We start from the raw sequence: 22,461 nt of genomic DNA, 5'->3' as shown, positions 1-22,461 counted from the left end.
CATGCACGCCGCCCCCCTTTCATCGCCGCGCCTGCAACGTGTGCTGGCTGTCCTGGCGGATGGTAAGCCGCACACCACGCGCGAGATTGTTCGCAAGGGGCGGGTGATGGCGGTCAGCGCCTGCGTATCAGAGCTGCGCCATCACGGCGCGGAGATCGAATGCTGGTCGGTGATCGTGGGCGGCAAGCGGGTGTTTTTCTACAAGATGACGAAGGGGCCGAAAAATGGCTGACGTTACCCTGCGTGAGTTGTCGCAGATCATCCACACCAAGGCGCTGGAGTTGTCGTCGCGGGCAAGTGCGCTGGCTGATCACGCGACAACAGATGGCGAGGTTGAGTTCGTTCTTGCGATGATCGACGAGAGCCTGAGTTCCCTGAATTTCCGCGTCGACGATCTCAAGAGGGCCGCGCGGAAATGATTACCTTTCACCCGACGACAACGGAACTGCCCATTAGGGATATTACGGTCCTGCTGGATCGCCTGCGCCCGGTTTCCGAGGCGACGGTAAGCGTGCTTATGCAGGTGATCAAAGAACACGGTTTTACCGTGCCGGTTCTGGTGCGTAAGACGCGCAAGGGTTTCATCCTGATTGATGGCGCTCACCGCGTCGCTGCCATGGAGAGAATGGGGCACGAGGCAATCCCTGTGGTCGCCGTGAGCTGCACCGATGACGAAGCGGCGGCGCTGGAAAGCAGTCAGAACCTTGCCGGGGCGAGCCTGTCACCACTGGATGATGCGGTGTTTCTCGCGGCCTACAGTGCCGCCTATGAGAAGCTGCATCCCGAGACCGCGCGCGGTGTTGCAGGAGGGTTGGCAAGGCAAGGTTTAGCAACGGAACTTAATTCCTTTGCTGAAACCATCGCCGAAAAGCGTGCTATCACGCCTCGACAAGTCCGCAAGATCGCAGCAGCAGGCCGCGCGATCACACGCGCCGAAGTTGCCCGACTGCGCGCTGCGCCGGTCAAGGTCAAGCTTGCCGATATCGAGGCCATCGGAAAAATAGCCGACTCCGACGAGAGAGCCGAAGTCGTGTTTCGACTGGCAAGCGGAAATGCAAAATCGGCCTCGCAGGCGCGCCGGTCGTTTCAGGCAGAAAAAGGCTTTGCCGCCCCGCTTGAAGACCCCGTTGAAACCGCCCTCAAAGCGTTGAAATCCGCATGGTCGCGCGCACCCAAAGAGGCCCGCCGCCGGTTCGTGCGTGATCACGGAGAGGCGCTGGCCGCGCTGCTGTACGAGGGTGCGCAAGAATGACCACGCTATCCCCCGCCCGGATCTGGTGGACCGCGAATGAGCTGGCAGAAGCGCGTTTTCCAGACATGCCCAGCACCCGTCAAAACATTGAACGCTGGATCTCTCGGGTAAACCTGCGCGCGAACCCGTCTCTGGCGCGGCGGCGTTCGGGTCGTGGCGGGGGATGGGAATATCATTGGTCGGCTCTGCCGCTGGCCGCACGCAAGGCTTTGCTTGCCGAGGCACAGATGCCAGCACCGGCACCCGTGATCGACCGGGGCGCGCTGTGGGCATGGTTCGAAGGCTTGCCCGAGGCAGTGCAGGACCGGGCGCGCGCACGGTTGCGCTGCGTGCAATCGGTCGAGGCCCTTGAGCCGCATCTTTCGCGCGATCTGGCGGTGCGCGAAGTGGCGCAAACCGAAGGTGTCGGCGCACGCACACTCTGGAACTGGATGGGCCTGATCGAAGGGGTGCGCCGCGATGATCGCCTGCCGCATCTGGCACCGCGCCATCGTGCCGTTCAGCGGAAGGTTGTGCGGGCGGATTTCGATGAAGAGGCCTTCGACTGGCTGAAATCGGATTACCTGCGCCTTGCCGGGCCATCCTTTTCCAGCTGCTACCGGCGCGCGGCGCGTGTTGCCCGTGAGAAGGTCTGGACGTTGGCCCCCGAACGCACGATGCGGCGCTATCTGGATGCGCGGGTCAGCCAGCCGGTGCAGGTTCTGGCACGCAAGGGGCTGGAAGCGCTCAAGCGGATGTATCCGCCGCAGGTGCGCGACAAGACGGCGCTGCATGCGCTTGAAGTCGTCAACGGTGACTTCCACCGCTTCGACGTATTCGTTAGCTGGCCCGGCTTCAGCCAGCCGGTGCGCCCGCAGATGGTGGCATTTCAGGATGTCTATTCCGGCCGCATCTTGTCCTGGCGCCTGGATCTGACTGCGAATTCCAACGCTGTCCTGTTGTGCGCTGGCGACATGATCAGCGACTGGGGAATTCCCGAGCATGTCGTTCTCGACAACGGGCGCGAATTCGCCGCCAAGCTGCTCACCGGCGGAGCCAAGACCCGGTTCCGTTTCAAGGTCCGTGAAGACGATATTCCCGGCCTGTTCGTGGGTCTTGGATGCGAGATCCACTGGGCCACCCCCTATGCGGGGCAATCCAAGCCGATCGAGCGGGCATTCCGCGACATGTGCGATGCGATCGCCAAGGATCCGCGCTTTGACGGGGCCTGGACAGGGAACAAGCCCGAAGCCAAGCCCGAGGATTATGGCAGCCGCGCAGTGCCGTTTGAAGAGTTCCTGCGCGTGGTGGCTGAAGGGATCGAGGAGCACAATCTGCGCCAGGGGCGCCGGTCCGAAGTGGCATGGGGGCGGTCCTTTGCCGAGGTATTCAACGAGAGCTACGAGCGTTCGCCAATCCGTAAAGCGACAGAGGCGCAGCAACGGTTGTGGTTGCTTGGTGCGGAAGGTCTGAAGGCCGACGCCCGCACGGGCCGCGTCAAACTGATGGGGAACGAGTACTGGGCGGACTGGATGCACGAGATTGCGGGCGAGAGGGTGATCGTGCGCTTTGATCCTGCCGATCTGCACACCGGGGTCCATGTTTACGCCAGCGACAATCGCTATCTCGGTGCTGCCGAATGCCGCCAGAAAGCCGGGTTCCTGTCGGTCGAAGAGGCGCGCCTACATGCCAAGGCGCGCGGCGACTGGCTGAAGGCGGAGCGGGCAGCGCTGAAGGCGCACAAGACCTTGTCGGCCCGCGAATTGGGTGTCGATCTGGATGCGGTCGCGCCCAAGGCGACACATACCCCCGAGGCAAAGGTTGTGCGGCCGATGTTCAAGGCCGCAACGCGACCTGCCGCGCCCCCGCCCCAGCAAGGTTTTGAGGCCGCGCAGGCAACCGTGGTGGCCGATCTGGCCGCGCGCCGAAATCCGCCGCCAGCCTCTGAAACCCCGCGCGAGCGGTTTCGGCGCGCGCTGGAGCTGGAGCAACGCCAGGCGACTGAAGGCGGCGCAATCACTGACGAGCAGCTGCGCTGGCTGAAGGTTTACCAATCCACCCCCGAATACCGGGCAGAGCGCACGCTCTGGACCGATTTTGGGGACGCGTATTTCGGATGAGGAAACCGCCGGGGGTGGTTGCAACACCCACCGGCGGGAAGAGCGGTAGATAGGAGTTTAGAATGGCAGACGAACAAAGGCTTTACAACAGTGTAGCACCGCTTCGGAACGTGGCCGCACTGACGGCGCTGATCGACCGGGTGCAGAACCGGGCAATCGGCCTTCCGGGAATGGCATGTTTCTATGGCTGGTCAGGCTTCGGCAAAAGCACTGCCGCGATCTATGCTGCGAACAAGTTTCAGGCGGTTCTGGTGCAATGCAAGAGCGCATGGACCAAGAAAACAGTCTGTAGCGCAATACTGGCCGAGCTGGGCCTGCCTGCAAAAGGTAATACCGCTGACATGGTCGATCGCATCGCGGCGGAGCTGGCCGTGCAGGGCGTTCCCCTGATCATCGACGAGGCCGACCATGTCGTAGCCCGCAAAATGGTCGAAATCGTGCGCGATATCTATGAGGGTTCGCAGGCGCCCGTGATCCTGATCGGTGAGGAACTTCTGCCCCAGAAGCTGAAGGAATGGGAGCGCGTCCATGGCCGCATGCTTGACTGGGTTGCGGCTCAGCCCGCTGACATGTCGGACCTCAACCATCTTGCTGCGATCTATGCGCCGGGGCTGGCGATTGACGATGCCCTGAAATCCGATCTTTTGCGGATGTCGCATGGCTCAACCCGGCGCGTGTGCGTGAACCTCGCCCAGCTGGCTGAACGCGCCCAGGTGCTGGGAGTGGAGCGCATGGGTAAGGGTGACTTCGATCAGCGGGCATTCTTTACCGGGGCAGCGCCGGTGCCGCGCCGCTCCGAAGTTGTGGGGCTGGGCTGATGGGGGTCCACGCACAGCGCCTGGCCAGCGATCAGGCAGCATGGAATGCCGCGCGTCGGATGGCGCAGTTCAGCTATACCGCATTGTCTGCTGAAGCGGGTGTCCCGCTCGAGCGAACCACAAAGCTGGTGCGCGGCTGGATCCGGGCCGGTGCGGTTGAGGAACTGGGAAAGGCAGGAACGAACAAACTGATGTTTCGGGTCTGCCGCACGCTGGATGAACCTCCAGCGATGCCGCGCGCGCAAACTGCCGAAGGGAATATGTGGCGCGCCATGCGTGGTTTGCGCAATGCGTTTTCACCCACCGATATCGCCGCCCATGCGACGACGGATGTTGTGAAGATCGCGGCCAGCGATGCTCAGTCGTTCTGCCAGATGCTCGTTCGCGCCGGATATCTGCGGGTAGCGCGCAAGGCTGCGCCACCCCGCCGCGAGGCCATCTACCGGCTGGTTAGGGACACCGGGCCAAAGCCCCCTCGCGAGCGCCGGGTGCGCGCCGTCTGGGATGACAACCTTTCTGAGTTCACCCACTTGCCGGGGGATCAGGCATGAGCGGGGGCCATTTCTGTCAGATCGCCCGGGCACATTGGGGTGCCCCGCTGCCCGACTGGATCGAGGCGCTGGCGCTGGCCTGCGACGCAACCAGTCAGGCGAAGATCGCGCGGCGGCTTGGCCGATCGGGGGCGCTGATCAGCGGCGTCTTGCGTGCCAGCTACCCCGGCGACATGCGCGCCATTGAAGAGCTGGTGCGCGGCCATCTGCTGGCCGGGACCGCGTCCTGCCCGGCGCTGGGTGTAGTGCCTCTGCATGAGTGCCGGGTCTGGATGACCAAGGCGCGGGCTTTTCAGAACACCAATGCCCTGCGGGTGCGGATGTACCGCGCCTGCCACCGCTGCCCACGGTTTGTGAAGGGGGAGAGTGATGAAGGTTGAGTTCAAGAGTCGCCGCTACGGCAAAACAGAGCTTCAACGCCAGCGGGTCGAGGAGGCGCGACAGGCGCGCGCGGCAGGCTTTCCGGTTCCTCCGCGTATTTCTCTGGAAAATGTGGTGTTCATTGGCATCGACATGGGCGGAAAAGACGAGACGGTCTATGCCCGGTTTCCGCTTCGCCATCCAGCTACGGGGATCGGTGAATGACGACGCCCCGCTGGACCCTTCCCGAAATGATGACCCTCGCTGCGCGCGGCATGGGCAAGGTCGATGCCCTTGGCCCGCGTGGCGCGACCATGGTCAGCCGTGACGAAATCGAGGCGATGGCTGGGGCGCTTGCTGCCCTTGGCCTGCGCGCCATCCATCCCGGCGCGGATGAACCCGCGCAGGTTGAAACGACCATCAAACCCCTGAGAGGACCTGCTGATGACTGAGCATTCTCCCGCCCCTATCCCCGATGGCCGTGTGACTGTCGCGGGCAAATCCTACATGCCGGATGCCAAGGGCAAGCTGGTGCCTGTGGAACTGATCGATCCTTCCGCCGTGCTGGAAGACGAAACGGTGCGCAAGATCGCCGGTTACGGCCTCGCGCTATCTGAGCAGGTGGCCCGGTTCAAAGCCCACACGTTCGAGGACCTCGGTGATTTCGAGGCCCTGCTCGCGCAGGAATACGGGGCCGCGAAGGGTGGCGCCAAGGGCAACAAGACCTTCATGACCTATGACGGGTTGTGGAAGGTCCAGGTGCAAGTGGCCGATCACATTGACTTCGGCCCCCAGCTGCAGATCGCCAAGGAACTGACCGACGAGTGCCTGACGGAATGGTCGGCTGACAGCCGCCCGGAGATCCGCGCGATCGTCACGCGCGCCTTCAATACCGACAAGGCCGGTCAGATCAACCGCTCGGAAGTCTTCATGCTTTTGCGGCTCGAGATCGAGGATCCGCGCTGGCAGGAGGCAATGCGCGCGATCCGCGATGCCATGCGTGTCGTCGGCTCGAAAACCTATGTCCGCCTCTATCACCGGCCCACGCTGGAGGCGGGCTGGGAAGCGGTGACCATCGATCTTGCAAAAGCTTGAGGAGAGAGAGAATGCCTGAACAGGTCGCCCTCATTGAAGTCCCCGTTTATGAGACCACCGGCACTCCCGGGCCGCATGTCCTGCACGATCTGTGCCGGTTCGAGATCCTCGGCACCTTGTGCCATGTGCGCACCAGTGGCGACGGCGACACCCTCGATCTGACGGTGGGGAGCCGCCGGTTCGCCATTTCCGTCATGGATCTTGCCGCGACGGCTGCGCTGTCAGTTGAGGCGCATCTGCGCGGGGAAATCCAAGCGCGGATCCTTGCCAGCCGCGCCCCGGCTGATCCTGATGAGGCCCTTGCGGAGCATCACTTCGGCTCGACCGGAAAGGCCCACTGACATGAGCGCCGCGCTGATCCGCAAAGTGCATGTCGGCTGTCGCCAGCTTGGGATCGACGAGGACACCCGGCGCGATCTTCAGCGCCAGGTGACCGGCAAAGACAGCCTTTCGGCCATGAGCGAGGCGGAGTTGAAAGGGGTGTTGAAGGCCCTGGAGAACCGTGGCTTCAAGCCTGCGCCGAAGGGGCGTCACGCGCCCGCGCCACGCGCCGATCTGCGCTATGTCCACAAGCTGTGGTCGCTGCTGGGCGCGGCGGGCGCCTTGCGCGAGCCGGGCCGTGCCGGTTTGAACGCCTTCATCCGCGTGCGGTTCGGCAAGGTCTGGGGCAGCGTGCCTGCCGATGTGGACATGCTGCGGGAGTGGGGTCAGATCGCGGATGTGATTGACGCTCTCAAGGCCATGTGCCGCCGTCATGGGGTGGGGCTGGAGCCATGAAACACCCCCGAACCCGCGTCACCGATCATGCTGTCCTGCGTTATCTGGAGCGCGTTCTGAAGCTCGATGTCGAGACCTGCCGCCGCGATATCGGGCGGAAGGTCGATCAGGCTGCTTCGCAGGGGGCCAGCGCAATCATCATTGAGGGCATGGCTTACCGGATGATCCATGATGCGGGCGTGTCGACCGTGGTCACTGTGCGCAAGGCCTCTGGCCCGGATATCCGCACGGGGCGCAAGGCCCGCAACCGTGGCGGGACGTCATGACGGACCTGCCGCGCCCGCCCGCCCATCTTGAACCCTATGTTCGCATCCTCGGTGTCGAGGGTGCGATCACCTTTTTCCTGACCTATGGCGGCGGCGAGTTGTATATCCCGCGCCGTGCTGTGGAAGGATCCGCGCTCGCCGGTTTGCTGGGCCTTGAAGCCGCCCGTGCCCTTGGCGATGCCGCAGATCGCCTGCCCAAGCGGGTGCCGACCGCCAAGCCCTGGCTGGCGCAGGTGCTGCACGCACAGGGCTTGTCCGCGACAAAAATTGCGCGCAGACTGCATGCCAGCGATGTTGCCGTGCGCGGCTGGCTCAAGGGCCGCACCCACCAGACCGCTGATCCCCGCCAGCCCCGCCTGATCTGACCTCCCCACAATCCGTTGTGCCTATAAGCCCGCGCCCATCCGCGCGACCCTTGGCGCGTCATAATGGGGGCGCGGGTCATGCAGACAAGCAGCAAGGGTGTCACGAAGCTGGAGCACGACGAAGGCGTGGTGCTGAAGGCCTATCGCTGTCCGGCGGGGGTCTGGACGATCGGTGCGGGGCTGACCGCCGGTTCGGGGGTCGTGCGCCCGCATGCGGGCATGGTGATCACGCATGCCGAGGCCACGCGCCTTTTGCAGCAAGCCCTCCGTCAGAATTATGAGCCGCGCGTGAAGCGCGCGATGACCGGCGCAAAGCAGCACGAATTCGACGCGGGCGTGAGCTTTGACTACAACACCGGCGCCATCCACCGCGCCACCTGGGTTGTGCGCTGGCGTGACAAGGCCTCCGGCGTGCGCGAGGCGATGCTGGCGTGGAACAAGGGGGGCGGAAAGGTGCTGCCCGGGCTGACCCGTCGGCGCGAAGGGGAATACCGGCTGCTGGCGCATGGTGAATATGGCACGCTTGCGCAATGGCAACAGGCACCGGGTGTTGCCCGCATCGTGATCGACCTTTCGAGCGACGAACTGGCGGCCGCGCGCGACGCACTGAAATCCCTGGGCTATGCGGTCGGCGACAACTCGGCCGGGTTTGCGGAAGCCGCGATCCGCGATTTCCAGCGCGATCATGATCTGACGGTGGACGGCATTGTCGGCCGTGCCACCCTTTCCGCCCTGCAGCGCGTGATCGACAGCCGCCGCAAGGCCGCCAGCGCGGCAGTGCCCGCAGCGGCAGGCGGTGCCGAAACCGGCACCGATGCCATCGCCAGCGCCGCCGATCTGCCGGGTGTCGCGCTGGTCGGGCCGGTCTTGCTTGGGCTGGGCGCAATCTGGCTCGCGTGGCTGGCCTGGCAATACCGCGACACGCTGGCCGCCGCGATCAACCCCTATCTGCCGCGCCTGGCGCGCAAGCTCTGGAGCCTCTGATGTCCGCAGCCCTTCTTGCCGTCGCCACCCAGATCGGCGCACCCCTGATCCGGCAGGTTCTGACAAACCGCCTCGGTGCCCAGAATGCCGACCTTGCCACCAGCGTGGCCGAGGCCGTTGCCCGGCGGGCAGGCATCGGTGTGGGTGATCTGGAGCGTCTTGCCGAAGAAGACGCACCGCGCATTGTGGATGCGGTGCGTCAGACCGAGGCCATGATGCCCGAAATGATCGCGCTTTATGCGCAGGGTCTGGAACAGCAGCATGCGCTGCTGAAGGCCGAGCAGAATGGCCCGTGGTGGGGCTGGGCGTGGCGGCCGTTCATGATGTGGCTTCTGGCGTTCCTCTGGCTCTGGAATATCGTGATCCTGCATGTGGCGAATGCGGTCTGGCGCATCGCCCTGCCGCCGACCGACTTCACCTCGCTGCTCAGCCTGACGGGGATCTACATGGCCCTCTACATGGGCGGCCACACCCTCAAGGATCTGGCGCGGGTGACGCGCGGGGGTGCGCAGTGACAGAGGTGCTGGACCTGTCGAGCCTTGTCGCCTGGGTGGCCGCGCTTTCGCTCCTGCTCAACTTCGCGCTGACGGTCTGGAACCTGGTGGCGTCGGGTTCGCGCGAGAACACCAAGCGCATCGAAGGACACGCAAGTCGTCTGACGGCCCTGGATCAGCGCGTCACCAGTGTTGAGCTGGCGCTGCGCGCGACGCCGGTCAAGGAAGATCTGCACCAGCTCCAGTTGGGGATGGTGCAGATGAGCGGCGATGTCAGCACCATGAAAGAGATCATGACACGCATGGAATCGGTCCTGACGCGTCACGAAGACCACCTGCTGGACGGGAACAAGCGATGAGCGATTATCAAGTGACCCTGCGCCGCCACCGCCGCCTTGCGATCCTGCGTCATCTGGCCGCCTGTGCTGAATACACCTCGAACGCCTCGATCCTTGTCGATGTGCTGCGCGGGGTCGGCGTGACTTCGACGCGGTCGCAGGTGATCACCGAACTGGCCTGGCTGGCAGAGAATGGCTTTGCCACGCTTGATGATCGCGGTGATTTCGTCATCGCCACAGCGACCGATCGCGGCGCCGAAGTGGCCCAAGGGCTGGCCACGCATCCTGATATTCAGCGCCCGCGCCCCCGGGGGGTCTGAGCATGCCGCCCCCCAGGAAGGTCGATCTGTTGCCTGCTGAACTGAAGGGCTGGCTTCAGGAGGAGCTGCGCGCGCGCGGCTTCGGCGGTTACGAGGAACTGGCTGAGGCTCTGAACTTTCGGCTGGAAGAAGAAGGGCTGGATCTGCGCATCCGCAAATCCGCGCTGCATGCCTTCGGTCAGGAATACGAAGAGTTCGTCAAATACCAGGAACAGGCCAGCGCCTGGGCCGCCGACTGGATGCAGGAACAGGGGCTGGCCGAAGAGGCCAAGCGCCACAACGTGCTGTTTCAGATGATCACCACGCTCGCCTTCAAGGTGATGCAGGCGCAGATGATCAAAGAGGGCGGCGATATCGACCCGAAGGAGCTGCACTTCCTTGGCCGCATGCTGAAGGATGTGATGGCGTCGTCGGGGATCCGCGAAAGCCTGATCGTTGCTGAGCGCAAGGCACAATCCGAGAAACTGGAAGCGGCGGTCGCGTCAGGCGATATCGATGCCGAGGCGGCAGCCAAGGCGCGCAGGATCATGGGGTTCGGATGAGAAGCCCCAAATTAGAACCTCATTTCGTCGAAGCTAAACCCCCTTTGACAATTCGGACAGTCACGAAAGCCACTGTGCCCCTGAAGGATCGACTTGCGTTTGGTTTCAATGCAGTTGGGGCAAAGGTAGTGACGGGGCTCGCCGTTGCGTATGTCCTTTTCGAGGCGATACACAACCGCACCGGCTGGCGTTTCCCAGAGCGCATAGCGATCAAGATCGGATTTGAATGCCTGCGCCTCACGAAGCTTGTCCTGAAGCGCCGAAAGCTGGAGTTTCAGGTCCGCATTCGCCACCTGCGCGTTTGCTACCTGCAAAGTCAGATCGCTCAGAGCAAGTTTGATATCGGCGTTTCCAGCCGCCTCCGATTTCTTGAAAAGTCCTTGAACCGTGGAGATGGCATTGGCGATCTTCCCGGTCGCAGTGCCAGCATCACCGGCAAGGCCAACGGCACTATTCAAACTCTCGAAATCGAAATCCATGACCTGCTCCGAAAAGAAAATGAGATTCGGTCGCTAGAGTATACCGCGCGACACCCACAGGCCAGAAACTCAAGGGGCTGCCGGGGGACGAGGACTGAATGAGCGTCATCAATCCGGTTTCGCCGGTCATCAACTTCTTGCCCTACCAGCGTGCCTGGATCGCCGATGACAGCCGGTTCAAGATCGGCATGTTCGCGCGCCAGACCGGCAAGACCTTCTCGACCGGGGGCGAATGCGCCGACGATTGCTTTCAGGGTTGGGCCGAGGACCGGCGCGCGCGCTGGGTGATCCTGTCACGCGGCGAGCGGCAGGCGGCCGAGATGATGACCGAGGTGATCAAGCCCTTCACCAAGGCCTTTTACGAGGTCTACAACACCCTCGTAAAAGGTGGCGAGCCCACCTACCACGAAGGCGAGTTCCGCGCCCCGCAGGAAAAGGGGCCGGATGCCATTTACAAGGCGCTGGAGGTCAAGTTTCCGAACGGCAGCCGGATCACGGCGCTGCCCGCGAACCCGGACACGGCGCGAGGCTTCAGCGCCAATGTGATCCTTGATGAGTTCGCCTTTCACGCCAAGAGCCGTGACATCTGGGCCGCGCTCTTTCCGGTGATCAGCAGGACGGGCCTGAAGCTGCGCGTCATCTCCACCCCGAATGGCAAGGGCAACAAGTTCTTCGAGCTGATGACCGCCGAGGACAGCGTGTGGTCGCGCCATGTGATCGACATCTATGAGGCCGTGCGGCAGGGCCTTGAGCGCGACATCGACATGCTGCGCCGGGGCATGGCCGACGAAGACGCCTGGGCACAGGAATACGAACTCAAGTGGCTGGACGAGGCGTCGAGCTGGCTGCCCTATGATCTGATCGCGCCGGTTGAACACCCGGCTGCCGGTTTGCCGGGGCTTTACCAGGGCGGGCCGTGCTTCGTGGGTGTCGATATCGCCGCCCGGCGCGATTTCTTCGTGATCTGGGTGGCCGAGCTGGTGGGCGATGTGCTCTGGACCCGCGAGATTGTCGCGCGGCGGCGTATCAGCTTTGCCGAACAGGACCGGCTGCTCGATGAGGTGATGAACCGCTACCGCGTGATCCGCGTGGCGATGGATCAGACCGGCATGGGTGAGAAGCCTGTTGAGGATGCCAAGCGGCGCTATGGCGAAAGCCGGGTGGAGGGGGTGCTGTTCACCTCTGCCGCGCGGCTTGATCTGGCGACCGCCCTGAAAGAGCGGTTCGAGGATCGCACGATGCGCATTCCGGCGGGTGACGTGACACTGCGCGCGGATCTGCATTCGATCAAGAGCCAGGTGGGCCTGACCGGCCAGCGCCGCCTGATCGCCGATGGCGACACAGACGGCCATGCCGACCGCTTCTGGGCCGGGGCGCTGGCGGCCTCGGCCGCACGCCTGACCTACCAGCCCTATGACTACCGCCCGGTCCGTTCGGGCGGGTCTGACATTGACCGGCCTGTCCGCGCCACGCGCGGGTTGCGGGCGATTCGAGGAGTGATCTGATGGCCCTTCTGGATGCCTATGGGCGCCCCGTCAAAACGCAGGCGCTGGTAGAGACCGGCACCGCGCGCCCGGGCATGACCGGCGTGCGTCAGGTCTGGGCGGGTAGCGCCGCCTCTGGTCTGACGCCCGTCAAGCTGGCGTCGATCCTGTCGGCCTGCGACCAGGGCGAGCACACAGACTATGTCATCCTGGCCGAGGAGATGGAGGAGCGCGACCCGCATTACGCCTCGGTCCTTGGCACCCGCAAGCGCGCGGTTTCAGGCGTGGAGCCGGTGGTGAAGGCAGGCGGCGACGATACGCAGGCCCAGAAGATCGCCGATGCGGTGCGCGAGGCGATCACTGAACACGAGGGCTTTGCCGATCTGGTTGAAGACATGCTCGACGGGCTGGGAAAGGGCTGGTCTGTCGTCGAGATCGACTGGGGCCGTTCGGCACGCGAATGGTGGCCTGAGCGGTTTGAGCATGTTGAACCGCGCTTCATCCGGTTCGACCGCGAGACCCTGCGCATCCCGCGCCTGCTGACCGATACCGCCCTGGTCGAGGGTGAGCCCTTTGCGCCCTTCAAATTCCTGTTCCACACCCCGCGCCTGAAATCCGGGATCCCCCTGCGCGGCGGGCTGGCACGGCTGGTCGCCTTCACCTGGATGTGCAAGGCTTTCGCGCTGAAGGACTGGGTCAGCTTTGCCGAAACCTATGGCCTGCCATTGCGTCTGGGCCGCTACGGCCCTGAGGCTACGCGCGAAGATGTCGAGAAGCTGTTTCTGGCCGTGGCCAATATCGGCACCGATGCTGCCGCTGTGCTGCCCAAGTCGATGGAAATCGAGTTTCAGAATGCCGCTGGCGGTGCTTCAGGCGATCAGCTTTTTGAGAACCTTGCCCGCTATCTGGATGAGCAGACGTCAAAGGCGGTTCTGGGCCAGACCATGGCCAGCGGGATTGGCACCGCGATTGCCGGTGGTGCCGCTGCCGTGTGGAATGCTGGTGCCGCGCTGATCCAGTCGCTCTGGGATGGTGCGGTGGCGAAGTTCAACGAATTCCTCAGCTGGGTGAGCGGCATCCCCGGCCGCATCGTTGAGGCGATCGGCAATATCGATCTGACCAGCGCGATCCGCTGGCCCTCAATGCCGTCTTTTCTGGGGGGTGCGGCCAATACCGACCTGCCGCCCGCGCAGGCCGAGATCGTCCAGCGCTCCGAAGCCGCAGGCTGGCGCAGGCCAGATGGAAGCCGCGCACTGGGTGGCCCGGTGCGGCCCGGCTTCCTCTATGAGATCAACGAGCAGGGGCAGGAATTCTTCATGCCTGACAGTCCCGGTCGCGTGATCCCGGCGGGCATGATGGAGACGGTTCAGCGGATCAGCATGGGCGGCATTCCGGCAACGCAGCGCGAGCAGGCCGTGGTGCTGAACAGGGTGCTTGATGACGTGGCAAAGACCCTGCGCAACACGCGCACGGTCTGCCGGAAATGCTATGTGCATCCGCTGGTGATTACCGGGTGGCAGGAGGGCACCCTTGCCCCCCGGATCACGGCGCTGGACAAGCGGCTGCGGCGACCGCGCGCCGGGTTGCGGCGCGATGAGGCGCTTGTTCTGCGCTGGCTGGAACAACAGGACAGCGCGTGACGACGCCCCGCTTGGGATAACTGATCGCCGGCCAGGCAATTGTGGCAGCGTGATTGCCGGAGAGTTGGCTTTCGTGATCCTCGGTCAGAGAGACGTGAGGGCAGCCGGGTGATGCCAACCAGCCGCATCGCAGCGGCAGGTTTCCTGTGAAAGGCGGCCCGGCTGTGGGCGGTCAGCGCGACGGTGCTCCGGATCAGTCGGTTCATCATCAGGCCTACCGGAATGCAACCGCCGGGCGCCCGCAGAGGTTCTCTGCCGCCTTCACTGGCCTGCGCGCAGCGCCTCGGCGCGGTCCAGCACCTGACGGACCTCCTGCGCGGCGGCGGCCTGAAAGACAAAGGCCGGGTCAAGGACGGCGCCGGGGTCTTCCTGGTGATCGGCAATTACCTGCTGCGCTTCGATCAGGCGGCGGAAGTCATCACCGGGCTGCGCCAGCAGATGCGCGACGACCACGGCAAGAACCTCGCGCTGGCCATGCAGGCGGCCTTCGATTTCAAGGGGGGAGGGGGTGGCCATGGGCAGCTTCCTTTCCGGTTCCGGTTGCGCGCGGCGGGTGCGTTTTGGGGCGGCAAACGCAGGCAGTGTCGCATGCGGCTGGCCACGCATCAACCGCTCTGCAAAGCGGCAATCGCGCTCAGCTCAGGCGGTTGCTGTTGAGGCGGGCAAGGTCTTTGGTGATTTCGCGCGACGCGGACCTGAGCACCGGCACATAGCGCGCGCAGGCCTCGCTTTCGGAATCGAAGGCGCTTTTGAAATAGGTCAGGCCAAGGCTGGCCTTTACGCGGCCCTCTTCATTGAAGATCGGCACGGCGATGGTGTTGGAGTTGCGCGGCTCCACATCCGGGGAGCGGATGGCAAACCCGTCAGCACGGACCTTGGCGATGATGCGCTCCAGCATCTGCGGCTGATGGGCGAGCCGGTTCTCTGGATCGGCAGATTTCTGCACCATATCAATGATCAGCGCGCATTCATCCTCGGGTGCGAAGGCAAGATAGGCCAGCCCCATGGCGCGGGTGATCATCTGCAGGCGCATGTTGATCGTCTTGTGGAACGGCGAGACCGAGCTGTCGGGCACGGTGCTGAAGCGCACCACAACGGCGTCGCGGTCCAGCAGCGAGATGGACACCGGCCACTGATGCTTGCGGGTGATGGCGATGGCCCAGGGGCGCCCGGCCTCGACCACCATGGGCTCCTTGTGAAACCCCGAACTGAGCGAGGTCACCAGCGCGCTGACCTGATAGCCGCCCAGCCGGGCGTCATTTTCGACATAACCCGCGTCTTCAAGGGTCTTGAGCATGCGCACCAGCGTCGGTTTGGGCAGGCCGGTGCGGGCATGCAGATGGGCGATGGAAGTGTAGGGTTGCAGGTTCAGCTCCTGCAACACGCGCAGCGCGCGCTCGACCGCTCTGATCCCCATTATCCCCCCTCGTGTTCCAGCCCGGGCCATTCCATCAGGCGAAACACGCTTCTGGTAGCCGTTGCCGCCGCGCCCGGTCAAGGCCTAACTGGACGCCACTGAAGGGGGAGCATAGCATGAGCACCGAAGAAAACCGCGCCGCAGTCCGTGAACTGATTGCAGGAATTGATGATGCGGTCGTGGATCGCCTGCTGAAGGGGGCTGTCGATCTGCATGTGCATTCCGGCCCGTCGACCATGGCGCGTCAGGTTGATCATCTGCAGGCAACCGAGCAGGCGGCAGATGCCGGTTTTGTGGGTATCCTGTTCAAGGACCACCATTATTCCGTCGCGCCCTTCATCCCGATGATGGAGCGACTGATGGAAGGCCGGGGCATCGCCATGTTCGGCGGGCTGGTGCTGAACAATTCCACGGGCGGTTTTGACCCCTTTGTGGTGGATGCCCAGCTCAAGCAGGGAACAAAACTGGTTTTCATGCCGACAGCGCATGCCGCCAACCATATCCGCAGCTCGCACCGCAAGAAGCGGCTGGCGGCGAATGTCCAGCTTAAGGCGTCACCGGGGCTGACGCCGGTGGATGCCAACGGCGCGATCCTTGATCCGGTCAAGCAGATCCTGGACTCGGTGGCCGAGTTTGACGCGGTCCTGTCTTCGGGCCATCTGCACGTCTGGGAGATCTGGAAACTCTTTGAGGAGGCGCGCAGCCGCGGCGTGCGCAGGCTTCTGATCAACCATCCGATGTATGGCCTGCATTTCACGCTCGACGATATCCGCGAGATGGCTGCGGCGGGCGTGCTGATCGAGCAGTCCGCCTGCCTCTATGTCGACTCGCGCTTCAATGTCTACGCACCGGAGGAGCTGAAGGAACATATCCTTGCGGCTGGCGTGGCGCATTCGTCCATCGGCTCTGATCTGGGGCAGGTCGATAACCCGACCCCGGTTGAAGGGATGCGGCAGGCGGCCAAGCTGTGCCTTGCGCTTGGTTTCAGTGAGGGTGATGTGCGCACGATGATGTGCGACAACCCGGCGCGACTGATCGGTATTGACGGAAAATAACCCGGCGCTTTGGCGCGGGGCAGGGGGGAGATGACGGATGAGCAGCACCAGCGGGGAAGCCGCCGTGTTCGAGGCGGGGCCGCGCGGCCTTCACGGGCCTGCGCAATGGGTTACACGGATCGGTGCCGGTATCATTCTGCTGCTGGCGATCAACCAGACCTTCGGCTTGGGGTTTCTGGTCGGCTACACGCTGATTGACCTGCGCTTTTACTATTCCATCGTCGCGCTGGCGCTGTTCAGCTGTTTTCTGATTTATCCCTCGCATGGCGCGCGCCGTCACAGCGGCCCGGGCTGGTATGACTGGGCGTTCGGCATCGCCGCGCTGGTGGTCTGCGGGTATTTCTTCGCCAATGCCTTCAACATCCTGCAGCGCGGCTGGGAGATGGCGCCGCCTGATCTGGCGATCTGGTTTTCCGCCGCGCTCTGGGTTCTGGTGCTTGAGGCCGGGCGCCGCGCCGGGGGGCTGCCCCTGGCGCTGATCGTCGGCGTGATCTCACTTTATCCGGTTTATACCGAATACCTGCCCCGCGCGATTGCCGGTTTCGCCTCCTCTCCCGGTTATGTGGCGGCCTATCATGCGATGGGGTCGGAAAGCATTCTGGGCATCCCGCTGCGGACTTTCGCGCAGCTGATCATCGGTTTCATCCTGTTCGGCGCAGCGTTGCAACTGACCGGGGCGGGGGCGTTCTTCATGAACCTTGCCTTTGCCATTCTGGGCAAGGTGCGGGGCGGACCGGCCAAGGTGGCGATCTTTTCCAGCGGGCTGATGGGCTCGATGAGCGGCAGTGTGATCACCAATGTGATGACCACCGGCGTGATGACCATCCCCGCCATGCGCCGCACCGGCATCAAGGGCACCACGGCGGCGGCGGTTGAAACCTGCGCGTCAACGGGGGGCGTGCTGATGCCGCCGGTGATGGGGGCCACGGCCTTTGTGATGGCGAGCATCATGAACGTGCCTTATGCCGAAATCGCGCTGGCCGCGATCATTCCGTCAGTGCTGTATTTCTTTGGCCTCTTTGTGCAGATCGACGCCATGGCGGGGCGCGAAAAGCTCAAGGGCCTGCCGAAAGAGGAACTGCCGAAACTGGGCAAGACCCTGATGGACGGCTGGTATTACATTTTTGCCTTCGCGCTTCTGATCTACATGCTGCTGGTCATGCAGCGTGAGGCGCTGGCGCCCTACTACGCGACACCGCTCCTGCTGATCCTAAACCAGATCTTCAACAAGAACCACCGCTGGGGCTGGGGCGATGTGGGCAAGTTCTTTGATACGCTGGCCTCGCTTTTCGCCAATCTGGTGGCGATTCTGGCGGCAGTGGGCATGATCGTCGGCGCGCTGTCGATGACTGGGGTTGCCGCGACGCTGGTGAATGACCTGCTGCGGCTGGCCGGTGGTGATGCCTTTATGCTTCTGCTGATGGGTGCGCTGACCGGGCTGGTGCTGGGCGTCGGCATGACCGCGACCGCCGCCTATATCTTTCTGGCGATCCTGCTGGCGCCCGCGCTGATCCGCGTGGGGTTGGAGCCGATGGCGGTGCATATGTTCATCTTCTACTGGGGGATGCTGTCCTTCATCACGCCGCCTGTGGCGCTGGGGGCCTTTGCCGCTGCGTCAATCGCCCGGACACCGCCGATGAAAACCGGGTTCGAGGCGATGCGGCTGGGCAGCGTGATTTATTTCATCCCGTTCTTCTTTGTCTTTGAACCGGCTCTGGTGCTTCAGGGCGATGCGATGACCATCATAACCGCAACCGGCTTCGCGCTGGTCGGAATCGCGCTGTTTGCCTGCGCCATGCAGGGCTACCTGCCGCTGATCGGGCCGCTGTTTCCGGGGCGCTGGTTCGCACTGCCGCTGCGCATTGTGTTGCTGCTTGCCGCGATTCTGATCGCACTTCCGGCCGAAGGGGTGGCGGGCCTGTCCGATATGCAACTGGTCGGCGCGGCGGCTGTCCTTGGTCTGCCGGTGCTGGCGGCGGCCTTTCTGATCAACCGTGCCTCGGCGCGGCTGGCATAACTTTCAAAAGGAGAACTCAAGTGAAGTTCGGAACCGTGAACCATCAGGGCAAAGCTGCCCTTGTCGTCAAGCAGGGCGAAGACGTTGTGCTGCTGGCCCCCCTCTATGCCAAGGCCGGTCTGGGCGCTGCGCCTGACAGCATGAACACGCTGATCGAAGGGGGCGCGGAAGAACTGGCGCGCGCCGCCAGGGCGCTGTCGGTGACCGATGCTGACGCCGTGATCGCCACGCCTGACTGGCTGCCGCCCCAGCCCCGCCCCAGCAAGATTCTGGGTGTGGCCTTCAACAACATGGGCATCCGCAAGGCCGCGCATCGTGATCCGGGTGTGCCGAATTTCTTTCTCAAGGCGCCCTCCTGCCTGACCGGGCATGGCAAGCCGATCATCATGGAACAGCATTACGGCGAGACGATCCCTGAGCTGGAACTGGCGGGCATCATCGGCAAGCGCTGCCGCAAAGCCTCGGTCGAGGAGGCGCGCGCGGCGATCTTCGGCTATACCATCACCAATGACGTCACCTCGCACGGGATGAAATTCGGCATGGATTCCATCGCCACCACCCGCGAGCCTGATCTGATCCGCCCGCACCATCTGCAATGGCGCAACCTGCATGGCGAAGACGACCGCGATGTGTATTTCGTCTATCACACCCGCTCAAAGGCGACCGATACCTTTGGCCCCACCGGCCCCTGGATCACCACCGCCGACGAGGTTGCCGACCCGGATAATCTGGCAGTGAAAGGCTGGCTGGACGGCGAACCCTTCGCCGTGGACTCCACCGCCAGCTACCGCTTCAAGATTGCCGAAGTCGTGGCTGAGGCCAGCCGCTATTTCACGCTGGAGCCGGGCGATATGGTCTGTTTCGGCACCTCGGCCAAGGGCATGGGCAAGTTCCCCAACGGCCACCGCTCGGTCAATATGCACAAGATGAAGGGCGTTATTGATATCGAGATCGAGGGTCTGGGCCGTCTGTCCAACCCCGTGGTGCACGATTGGGAGGAATGAGGCAGGATGCCGGGACAAATGATGCGCCGGATTGCGTTTTCGGGGGCGGGCGGGTCTGAGGTTCTGCGCATGGAGCAGGCCGCGCGCCCGGCCCCTGCTGAGGGCGAGGTGCTGGTGCGGGTGCTGGCCGCCGGGGTGAACCGCCCCGATATCCAGCAGCGCCGTGGCCTCTATCCGCCGCCGCCCGGCACCACGCCGATCCCCGGGCTTGATATCGCCGGGGTGGTTGAAGCCATTGGCGCGGGTGTCAGCCAATGGGCGCCGGGCGATGCGGTATGCGCGCTGTCCAATGGCGGCGGCTATGCCGAGTATTGCGTGGTTCCCGCCGTGCAATGCATGCCGGTGCCCAGGGGCTTCAGCTTCGTGCAGGCGGCGTCCCTGCCCGAGGTGTTCTTTACCGCCTGGAACAACATCATCTGGCTGGGCCGTCTGGCCGAGGGTGAGACCCTGCTGATTCAGGGGGGTACCAGCGGTGTGGGGCTGGCGGGTATCCAGATTGCCCGCGCGCTGCGTCAGGCGCGGGTCATTGCCACCGCAGGCACCGACGAAAAGCGCCGGGTCTGTCTGGAAACCGGCGCCGAGGCCGCATTTGACTATCGCGGCGACTGGGATGAAGCGGTGCGCGCCCTGACCGGCGGGGCGGATGTGATCCTTGATGCGCAGGCGGGGCCCTATACCCAGCGCCAGCTTAACCTCCTGCGCCCCGATGGGCGGCTGGTGTTCATCGCCAGCCATCTGGGCCCCACCGCCGAGGTGAACATCCGCGAAATCGTGCGCCGTCGGCTGACACTGACGGGCTCAACCCTGCGCCCGCGTCCGGCTGCCTACAAGGGCGCTTTGGCGGCGGAACTGGTGGCGCAGGTCTGGCCCCTGCTGGAAAGCGGCGCGATCCGCACCCGCATTCATGCGGTCTTCCCGTTCGGGGATGTGGCCGGGGCGCATGAGGTGCTCGATGCCAATGCGCAGATCGGCAAGGTGGTGCTGGCGGTTGACCCGGCGCTGGCTGAAACCATTCCCGCAGGTGCGGCATGCTGACGCTCACCCGCACCGCCGATCTGGCCGTGCATACCGGCCAGCTTCTGGGCCATTCCGGGTGGCGGGAGATCACGCAGGATGTGGTCGATGATTTCGTCCGCATCACCGGCGACGATCAGTGGATCCATACCGACCCGGAGCGCGCAAAGGCCTTGCCCGGCGGTCGCACCCTCGTGCATGGCTTGTACCTGCTGTCGCTGGTTCCGGTGTTGCAGCGCGAAATCTGGGCGGTGGAACACCGGGGGCGTGGCCTGAACTATGGCTATGAGCGGGTGCGCTTCATCGAGCCGGTCAGCACCGGCAGCCGGGTGCGGCTGGCACAGTCGCTGATCGCGGTTACGCCTCATGCACAGGGCACGCGGCTGGAAACCTCGGTCGCAATCAAATGCGAGGGCCTTGGCCGCCCGGCGGTCACGGCGCATAACATCCTTCTGATCATGAACCCATGAGCAATGCTGCGCCTTCCCCCGCTGAAACAGGCCTGATGGCGCAGCTTCTTCGCCACGGGATGGACCGGCCCGGCGATGTGGCGCTGGTCTGCGGCCCGCACCGGATGACATGGGGTGCGCTGCGCCACGATGTGCTGGCCGCCGCCGCGGCGATCCGGGCGCGCTGCGGCGATGCGCCGGGGCGGGTTGCGTTGCTGGGGGCATCAGGCCTGCCGCTGGTCACCGGCTATCTGGCGGTGATTGCGGCGGGGGGCTGCGCGGTGCCGCTGCCGGTCTCGGCGCACCCTGATGCGCTGGCGGGCATGATCGCCAATTGCGCACCCTCGCTGATCCTTGCCGACACGGCCTATGCCGGACTTCTGGCGCCGGAACTGGCCGCCCGCACCGTTCTGCTGGATGCCACCGCCCTGCAGCTGCCCGCAGTGTTGCGCGGCCATCCGCCTGAAAATGCCCCGCAACCCGTTGATCCTGATGCGGATTTCAACATCATCTACAGCTCGGGCACCACCGGCCAGCCCAAGGGCATCGTCCATTCCCACGCGATGCGCCAGCGGCAGGCCACGCGGGGGCTGTTCGGGCTGGATGCGGGCAGCACCATGCTGCTGGCCACACCGCTCTATTCCAACACCACGCTGATGCCACTTCTGGCCACGCTGTATCACGGCGGGCGGGTGATCCTGATGGCGAAATTCGATGCCGCCGGGTATCTGGATCTGGCCGAAGCTGAGCGCGCCAGTCATACGATGCTGGTGCCGGTGCAATACCAGCGCCTGCTGGCTGTGCCCGGCTTTGATACGCGCGATCTGTCGGGTTTCAAGGTCAAGCAATGCACCGGCGCGCCCCTCTCAGCCGCGCTCAAACGCGGGATCGCAGCGCGCTGGCCCGGCAAATTCTATGAGATATACGGGCTTACCGAGGGGGGCTGTACCTGCATTCTGGATGCCGCCGCCCACCCGGACAAGGCCCATACCGTGGGCAGACCGGCCCCCGGCAACGAGATCCGGGTGATTGACGAAAACGGCGCCGATGTGCCGCCGGGCCAGCCGGGCGAGATTGTCGGGCGCTCGGAGATGATGATGTCAGGCTACTTCCGCAACCCTGAGGCCACGCAGGGCTTTTACTGGCGTGACGCGGCGGGCGTGCTGTTCCACCGTACCGGCGATATCGGGCGGTTCGATGAGGACGGTTTCCTGATCCTGCTGGATCGCAAGAAGGATGTGATCATCTCGGGCGGGTTCAACATCTATGCCAGCGATATCGAAGAGAAGCTTCTGGAACATCCTGCCGTCGCCGAGGTGGCGGTGATCGCCGTGCCAAGCGCGCGCTGGGGCGAGACGCCGCTGGCGCTGGTGGTGCCTCATCCCGGCCCCGCTCCGGACCCGGCGGCGCTGATGGTCTGGGTCAATGCAAGGCTGGGGCGGATGCAGCATGTCTCGGCTGTGGTCTTGCGTACATCGCTGCCGCGCAACACTCTGGGCAAGGTGACCAAGGCCGAACTGCGCAACGCCTATCGGGAGGAAAGACCATGAATGCAACCGTGACCACGACACAAGGAGACATCTTCCCTGAGGTCGCGCTGGTGACGGGCGGGGGAAGTGGCATCGGGCGGGCCACCGCGCT

30 protein-coding genes are annotated in these 22,461 nt (G+C 64.1%); 27 read left to right on the top strand and 3 right to left on the bottom strand.

Annotation, left to right across the window (positions count from 1 at the left end; translation table 11 throughout):
• Position 1 precedes the first annotated feature (1 nt).
• The 19 genes from V7Q53_RS06820 to V7Q53_RS06730 all read left to right on the top strand — a co-directional run bounded on the left by V7Q53_RS06820 (position 2) and on the right by V7Q53_RS06730 (position 10,261).
• Positions 2-232, top strand: a complete 231-nt coding sequence (locus V7Q53_RS06820) for a hypothetical protein (protein WP_333827750.1) — start codon at positions 2-4, stop codon at positions 230-232.
• Positions 225-419, top strand: coding sequence for a hypothetical protein (locus tag V7Q53_RS06815; protein ID WP_333827748.1), 195 nt, complete (start codon positions 225-227; stop codon positions 417-419). The genes V7Q53_RS06820 and V7Q53_RS06815 overlap by 8 nt, the downstream gene beginning before the upstream one ends.
• The gene (locus tag V7Q53_RS06810; protein WP_333827745.1) at positions 416-1,252 is read left to right on the top strand and encodes a ParB N-terminal domain-containing protein; all 837 of its coding nucleotides are present in this window, start codon (positions 416-418) and stop codon (positions 1,250-1,252) included. Before V7Q53_RS06815 ends, V7Q53_RS06810 begins: the two co-directional genes overlap by 4 nt.
• Positions 1,249-3,351, top strand: coding sequence for a transposase domain-containing protein (locus V7Q53_RS06805; RefSeq protein WP_333827743.1), 2,103 nt, complete (start codon positions 1,249-1,251; stop codon positions 3,349-3,351). The genes V7Q53_RS06810 and V7Q53_RS06805 overlap by 4 nt, the downstream gene beginning before the upstream one ends.
• Positions 3,352-3,413: 62 nt before the next feature.
• Positions 3,414-4,169, top strand: coding sequence for an ATP-binding protein (locus V7Q53_RS06800; protein ID WP_333827741.1), 756 nt, complete (start codon positions 3,414-3,416; stop codon positions 4,167-4,169).
• A 59-nt stretch (positions 4,170-4,228) separates the two neighbouring features.
• Positions 4,229-4,720 (top strand): hypothetical protein, encoded by a 492-nt coding sequence (locus tag V7Q53_RS06795; protein ID WP_333827739.1) that lies wholly within the window; start codon positions 4,229-4,231, stop codon positions 4,718-4,720.
• Positions 4,717-5,100, top strand: coding sequence for a hypothetical protein (locus tag V7Q53_RS06790; protein ID WP_333827737.1), 384 nt, complete (start codon positions 4,717-4,719; stop codon positions 5,098-5,100). The genes V7Q53_RS06795 and V7Q53_RS06790 overlap by 4 nt, the downstream gene beginning before the upstream one ends.
• A complete protein-coding gene (locus V7Q53_RS06785; RefSeq protein ID WP_333827736.1) occupies positions 5,090-5,305 on the top strand; it encodes a hypothetical protein in 216 nt (71 codons plus the stop codon). The genes V7Q53_RS06790 and V7Q53_RS06785 overlap by 11 nt, the downstream gene beginning before the upstream one ends.
• A complete protein-coding gene (locus V7Q53_RS06780; RefSeq protein ID WP_333827735.1) occupies positions 5,302-5,532 on the top strand; it encodes a hypothetical protein in 231 nt (76 codons plus the stop codon). Before V7Q53_RS06785 ends, V7Q53_RS06780 begins: the two co-directional genes overlap by 4 nt.
• On the top strand, positions 5,525-6,175 hold the full coding sequence (locus V7Q53_RS06775; protein WP_333827734.1) for a DUF3164 family protein: 651 nt from the start codon (positions 5,525-5,527) through the stop codon (positions 6,173-6,175). The genes V7Q53_RS06780 and V7Q53_RS06775 overlap by 8 nt, the downstream gene beginning before the upstream one ends.
• 11 nt (positions 6,176-6,186) lie before the next feature.
• Positions 6,187-6,516, top strand: coding sequence for a hypothetical protein (locus tag V7Q53_RS06770; protein ID WP_333827733.1), 330 nt, complete (start codon positions 6,187-6,189; stop codon positions 6,514-6,516).
• 1 nt (position 6,517) lies between these two features.
• Entirely contained in the window at positions 6,518-6,952 is a 435-nt protein-coding gene (locus V7Q53_RS06765) for a gp16 family protein (RefSeq protein WP_333827732.1), read from the top strand.
• On the top strand, positions 6,949-7,218 hold the full coding sequence (locus V7Q53_RS06760) for a hypothetical protein (RefSeq protein WP_333827731.1): 270 nt from the start codon (positions 6,949-6,951) through the stop codon (positions 7,216-7,218). Before V7Q53_RS06765 ends, V7Q53_RS06760 begins: the two co-directional genes overlap by 4 nt.
• A complete protein-coding gene (locus V7Q53_RS06755; RefSeq protein WP_333827729.1) occupies positions 7,215-7,583 on the top strand; it encodes a helix-turn-helix domain-containing protein in 369 nt (122 codons plus the stop codon). Before V7Q53_RS06760 ends, V7Q53_RS06755 begins: the two co-directional genes overlap by 4 nt.
• A gap of 78 nt (positions 7,584-7,661) precedes the next feature.
• A complete protein-coding gene (locus V7Q53_RS06750; RefSeq protein ID WP_333827727.1) occupies positions 7,662-8,567 on the top strand; it encodes a glycoside hydrolase family protein in 906 nt (301 codons plus the stop codon).
• Positions 8,567-9,082 carry a hypothetical protein gene (locus V7Q53_RS06745; RefSeq protein ID WP_333827725.1) on the top strand — a complete coding sequence of 172 codons (516 nt, stop codon included), beginning with the start codon at positions 8,567-8,569 and terminating at the stop codon, positions 9,080-9,082. The genes V7Q53_RS06750 and V7Q53_RS06745 overlap by 1 nt, the downstream gene beginning before the upstream one ends.
• Positions 9,079-9,420, top strand: a complete 342-nt coding sequence (locus tag V7Q53_RS06740) for a DUF2730 family protein (RefSeq protein WP_333827723.1) — start codon at positions 9,079-9,081, stop codon at positions 9,418-9,420. Before V7Q53_RS06745 ends, V7Q53_RS06740 begins: the two co-directional genes overlap by 4 nt.
• A complete protein-coding gene (locus V7Q53_RS06735) occupies positions 9,417-9,719 on the top strand; it encodes a VpaChn25_0724 family phage protein (RefSeq protein WP_333827721.1) in 303 nt (100 codons plus the stop codon). Before V7Q53_RS06740 ends, V7Q53_RS06735 begins: the two co-directional genes overlap by 4 nt.
• A gap of 2 nt (positions 9,720-9,721) precedes the next feature.
• On the top strand, positions 9,722-10,261 hold the full coding sequence (locus V7Q53_RS06730) for a phage protein Gp27 family protein (RefSeq protein ID WP_333827719.1): 540 nt from the start codon (positions 9,722-9,724) through the stop codon (positions 10,259-10,261).
• An 11-nt stretch (positions 10,262-10,272) separates the two neighbouring features.
• On the opposite strand, the gene V7Q53_RS06725 is transcribed toward V7Q53_RS06730, so the two are convergent.
• Positions 10,273-10,740, bottom strand: coding sequence for a hypothetical protein (locus tag V7Q53_RS06725; RefSeq protein WP_333827717.1), 468 nt, complete (start codon positions 10,738-10,740; stop codon positions 10,273-10,275).
• Positions 10,741-10,838: 98 nt separating this feature from the next.
• On the opposite strand from V7Q53_RS06725, the gene V7Q53_RS06720 reads away from it, so the two are divergent.
• Positions 10,839-12,245, top strand: a complete 1,407-nt coding sequence (locus V7Q53_RS06720; protein WP_333827715.1) for a terminase large subunit domain-containing protein — start codon at positions 10,839-10,841, stop codon at positions 12,243-12,245.
• Positions 12,245-13,864 carry a phage portal protein family protein gene (locus V7Q53_RS06715; protein WP_333827712.1) on the top strand — a complete coding sequence of 540 codons (1,620 nt, stop codon included), beginning with the start codon at positions 12,245-12,247 and terminating at the stop codon, positions 13,862-13,864. Before V7Q53_RS06720 ends, V7Q53_RS06715 begins: the two co-directional genes overlap by 1 nt.
• Positions 13,865-14,125: 261 nt before the next feature.
• Here V7Q53_RS06715 and V7Q53_RS06710 read toward each other — a convergent pair whose 3' ends face one another.
• Positions 14,126-14,380 carry a hypothetical protein gene (locus tag V7Q53_RS06710; RefSeq protein WP_333827710.1) on the bottom strand — a complete coding sequence of 85 codons (255 nt, stop codon included), beginning with the start codon at positions 14,378-14,380 and terminating at the stop codon, positions 14,126-14,128.
• A gap of 118 nt (positions 14,381-14,498) precedes the next feature.
• A complete protein-coding gene (locus tag V7Q53_RS06705) occupies positions 14,499-15,281 on the bottom strand; it encodes a DNA-binding transcriptional regulator (protein WP_333827708.1) in 783 nt (260 codons plus the stop codon).
• A 116-nt stretch (positions 15,282-15,397) separates the two neighbouring features.
• Between V7Q53_RS06705 and V7Q53_RS06700 the strand changes: the two genes are divergently transcribed.
• Genes V7Q53_RS06700 through V7Q53_RS06675 form a run of 6 tightly spaced genes read left to right on the top strand, consistent with a single transcriptional unit; the run spans position 15,398 to position 22,370 of the window.
• On the top strand, positions 15,398-16,336 hold the full coding sequence (locus tag V7Q53_RS06700) for a DUF6282 family protein (RefSeq protein ID WP_333827706.1): 939 nt from the start codon (positions 15,398-15,400) through the stop codon (positions 16,334-16,336).
• Between the two features lie 37 nt (positions 16,337-16,373).
• On the top strand, positions 16,374-18,353 hold the full coding sequence (locus V7Q53_RS06695; RefSeq protein WP_333827704.1) for a TRAP transporter permease: 1,980 nt from the start codon (positions 16,374-16,376) through the stop codon (positions 18,351-18,353).
• A 20-nt stretch (positions 18,354-18,373) separates the two neighbouring features.
• A complete protein-coding gene (locus tag V7Q53_RS06690) occupies positions 18,374-19,357 on the top strand; it encodes a fumarylacetoacetate hydrolase family protein (RefSeq protein ID WP_333827702.1) in 984 nt (327 codons plus the stop codon).
• Positions 19,358-19,363: 6 nt separating this feature from the next.
• Positions 19,364-20,392: an NAD(P)H-quinone oxidoreductase gene (locus tag V7Q53_RS06685; RefSeq protein ID WP_333827700.1), complete on the top strand. Its 1,029-nt coding sequence runs from the start codon at positions 19,364-19,366 to the stop codon at positions 20,390-20,392.
• The gene (locus tag V7Q53_RS06680) at positions 20,386-20,841 is read left to right on the top strand and encodes a MaoC family dehydratase (RefSeq protein WP_333827698.1); all 456 of its coding nucleotides are present in this window, start codon (positions 20,386-20,388) and stop codon (positions 20,839-20,841) included. The genes V7Q53_RS06685 and V7Q53_RS06680 overlap by 7 nt, the downstream gene beginning before the upstream one ends.
• A 35-nt stretch (positions 20,842-20,876) precedes the next feature.
• Positions 20,877-22,370 carry a class I adenylate-forming enzyme family protein gene (locus V7Q53_RS06675; RefSeq protein ID WP_333827695.1) on the top strand — a complete coding sequence of 498 codons (1,494 nt, stop codon included), beginning with the start codon at positions 20,877-20,879 and terminating at the stop codon, positions 22,368-22,370.
• Positions 22,371-22,461 lie beyond the last annotated feature (91 nt).

The organism is Pararhodobacter sp., from assembly GCF_036802785.1.
Lineage (GTDB): Bacteria > Pseudomonadota > Alphaproteobacteria > Rhodobacterales > Rhodobacteraceae > Pararhodobacter.
Note: the sequence above shows the minus strand (reverse complement) of the source record. Positions and strands in the feature narration are given on the sequence as shown.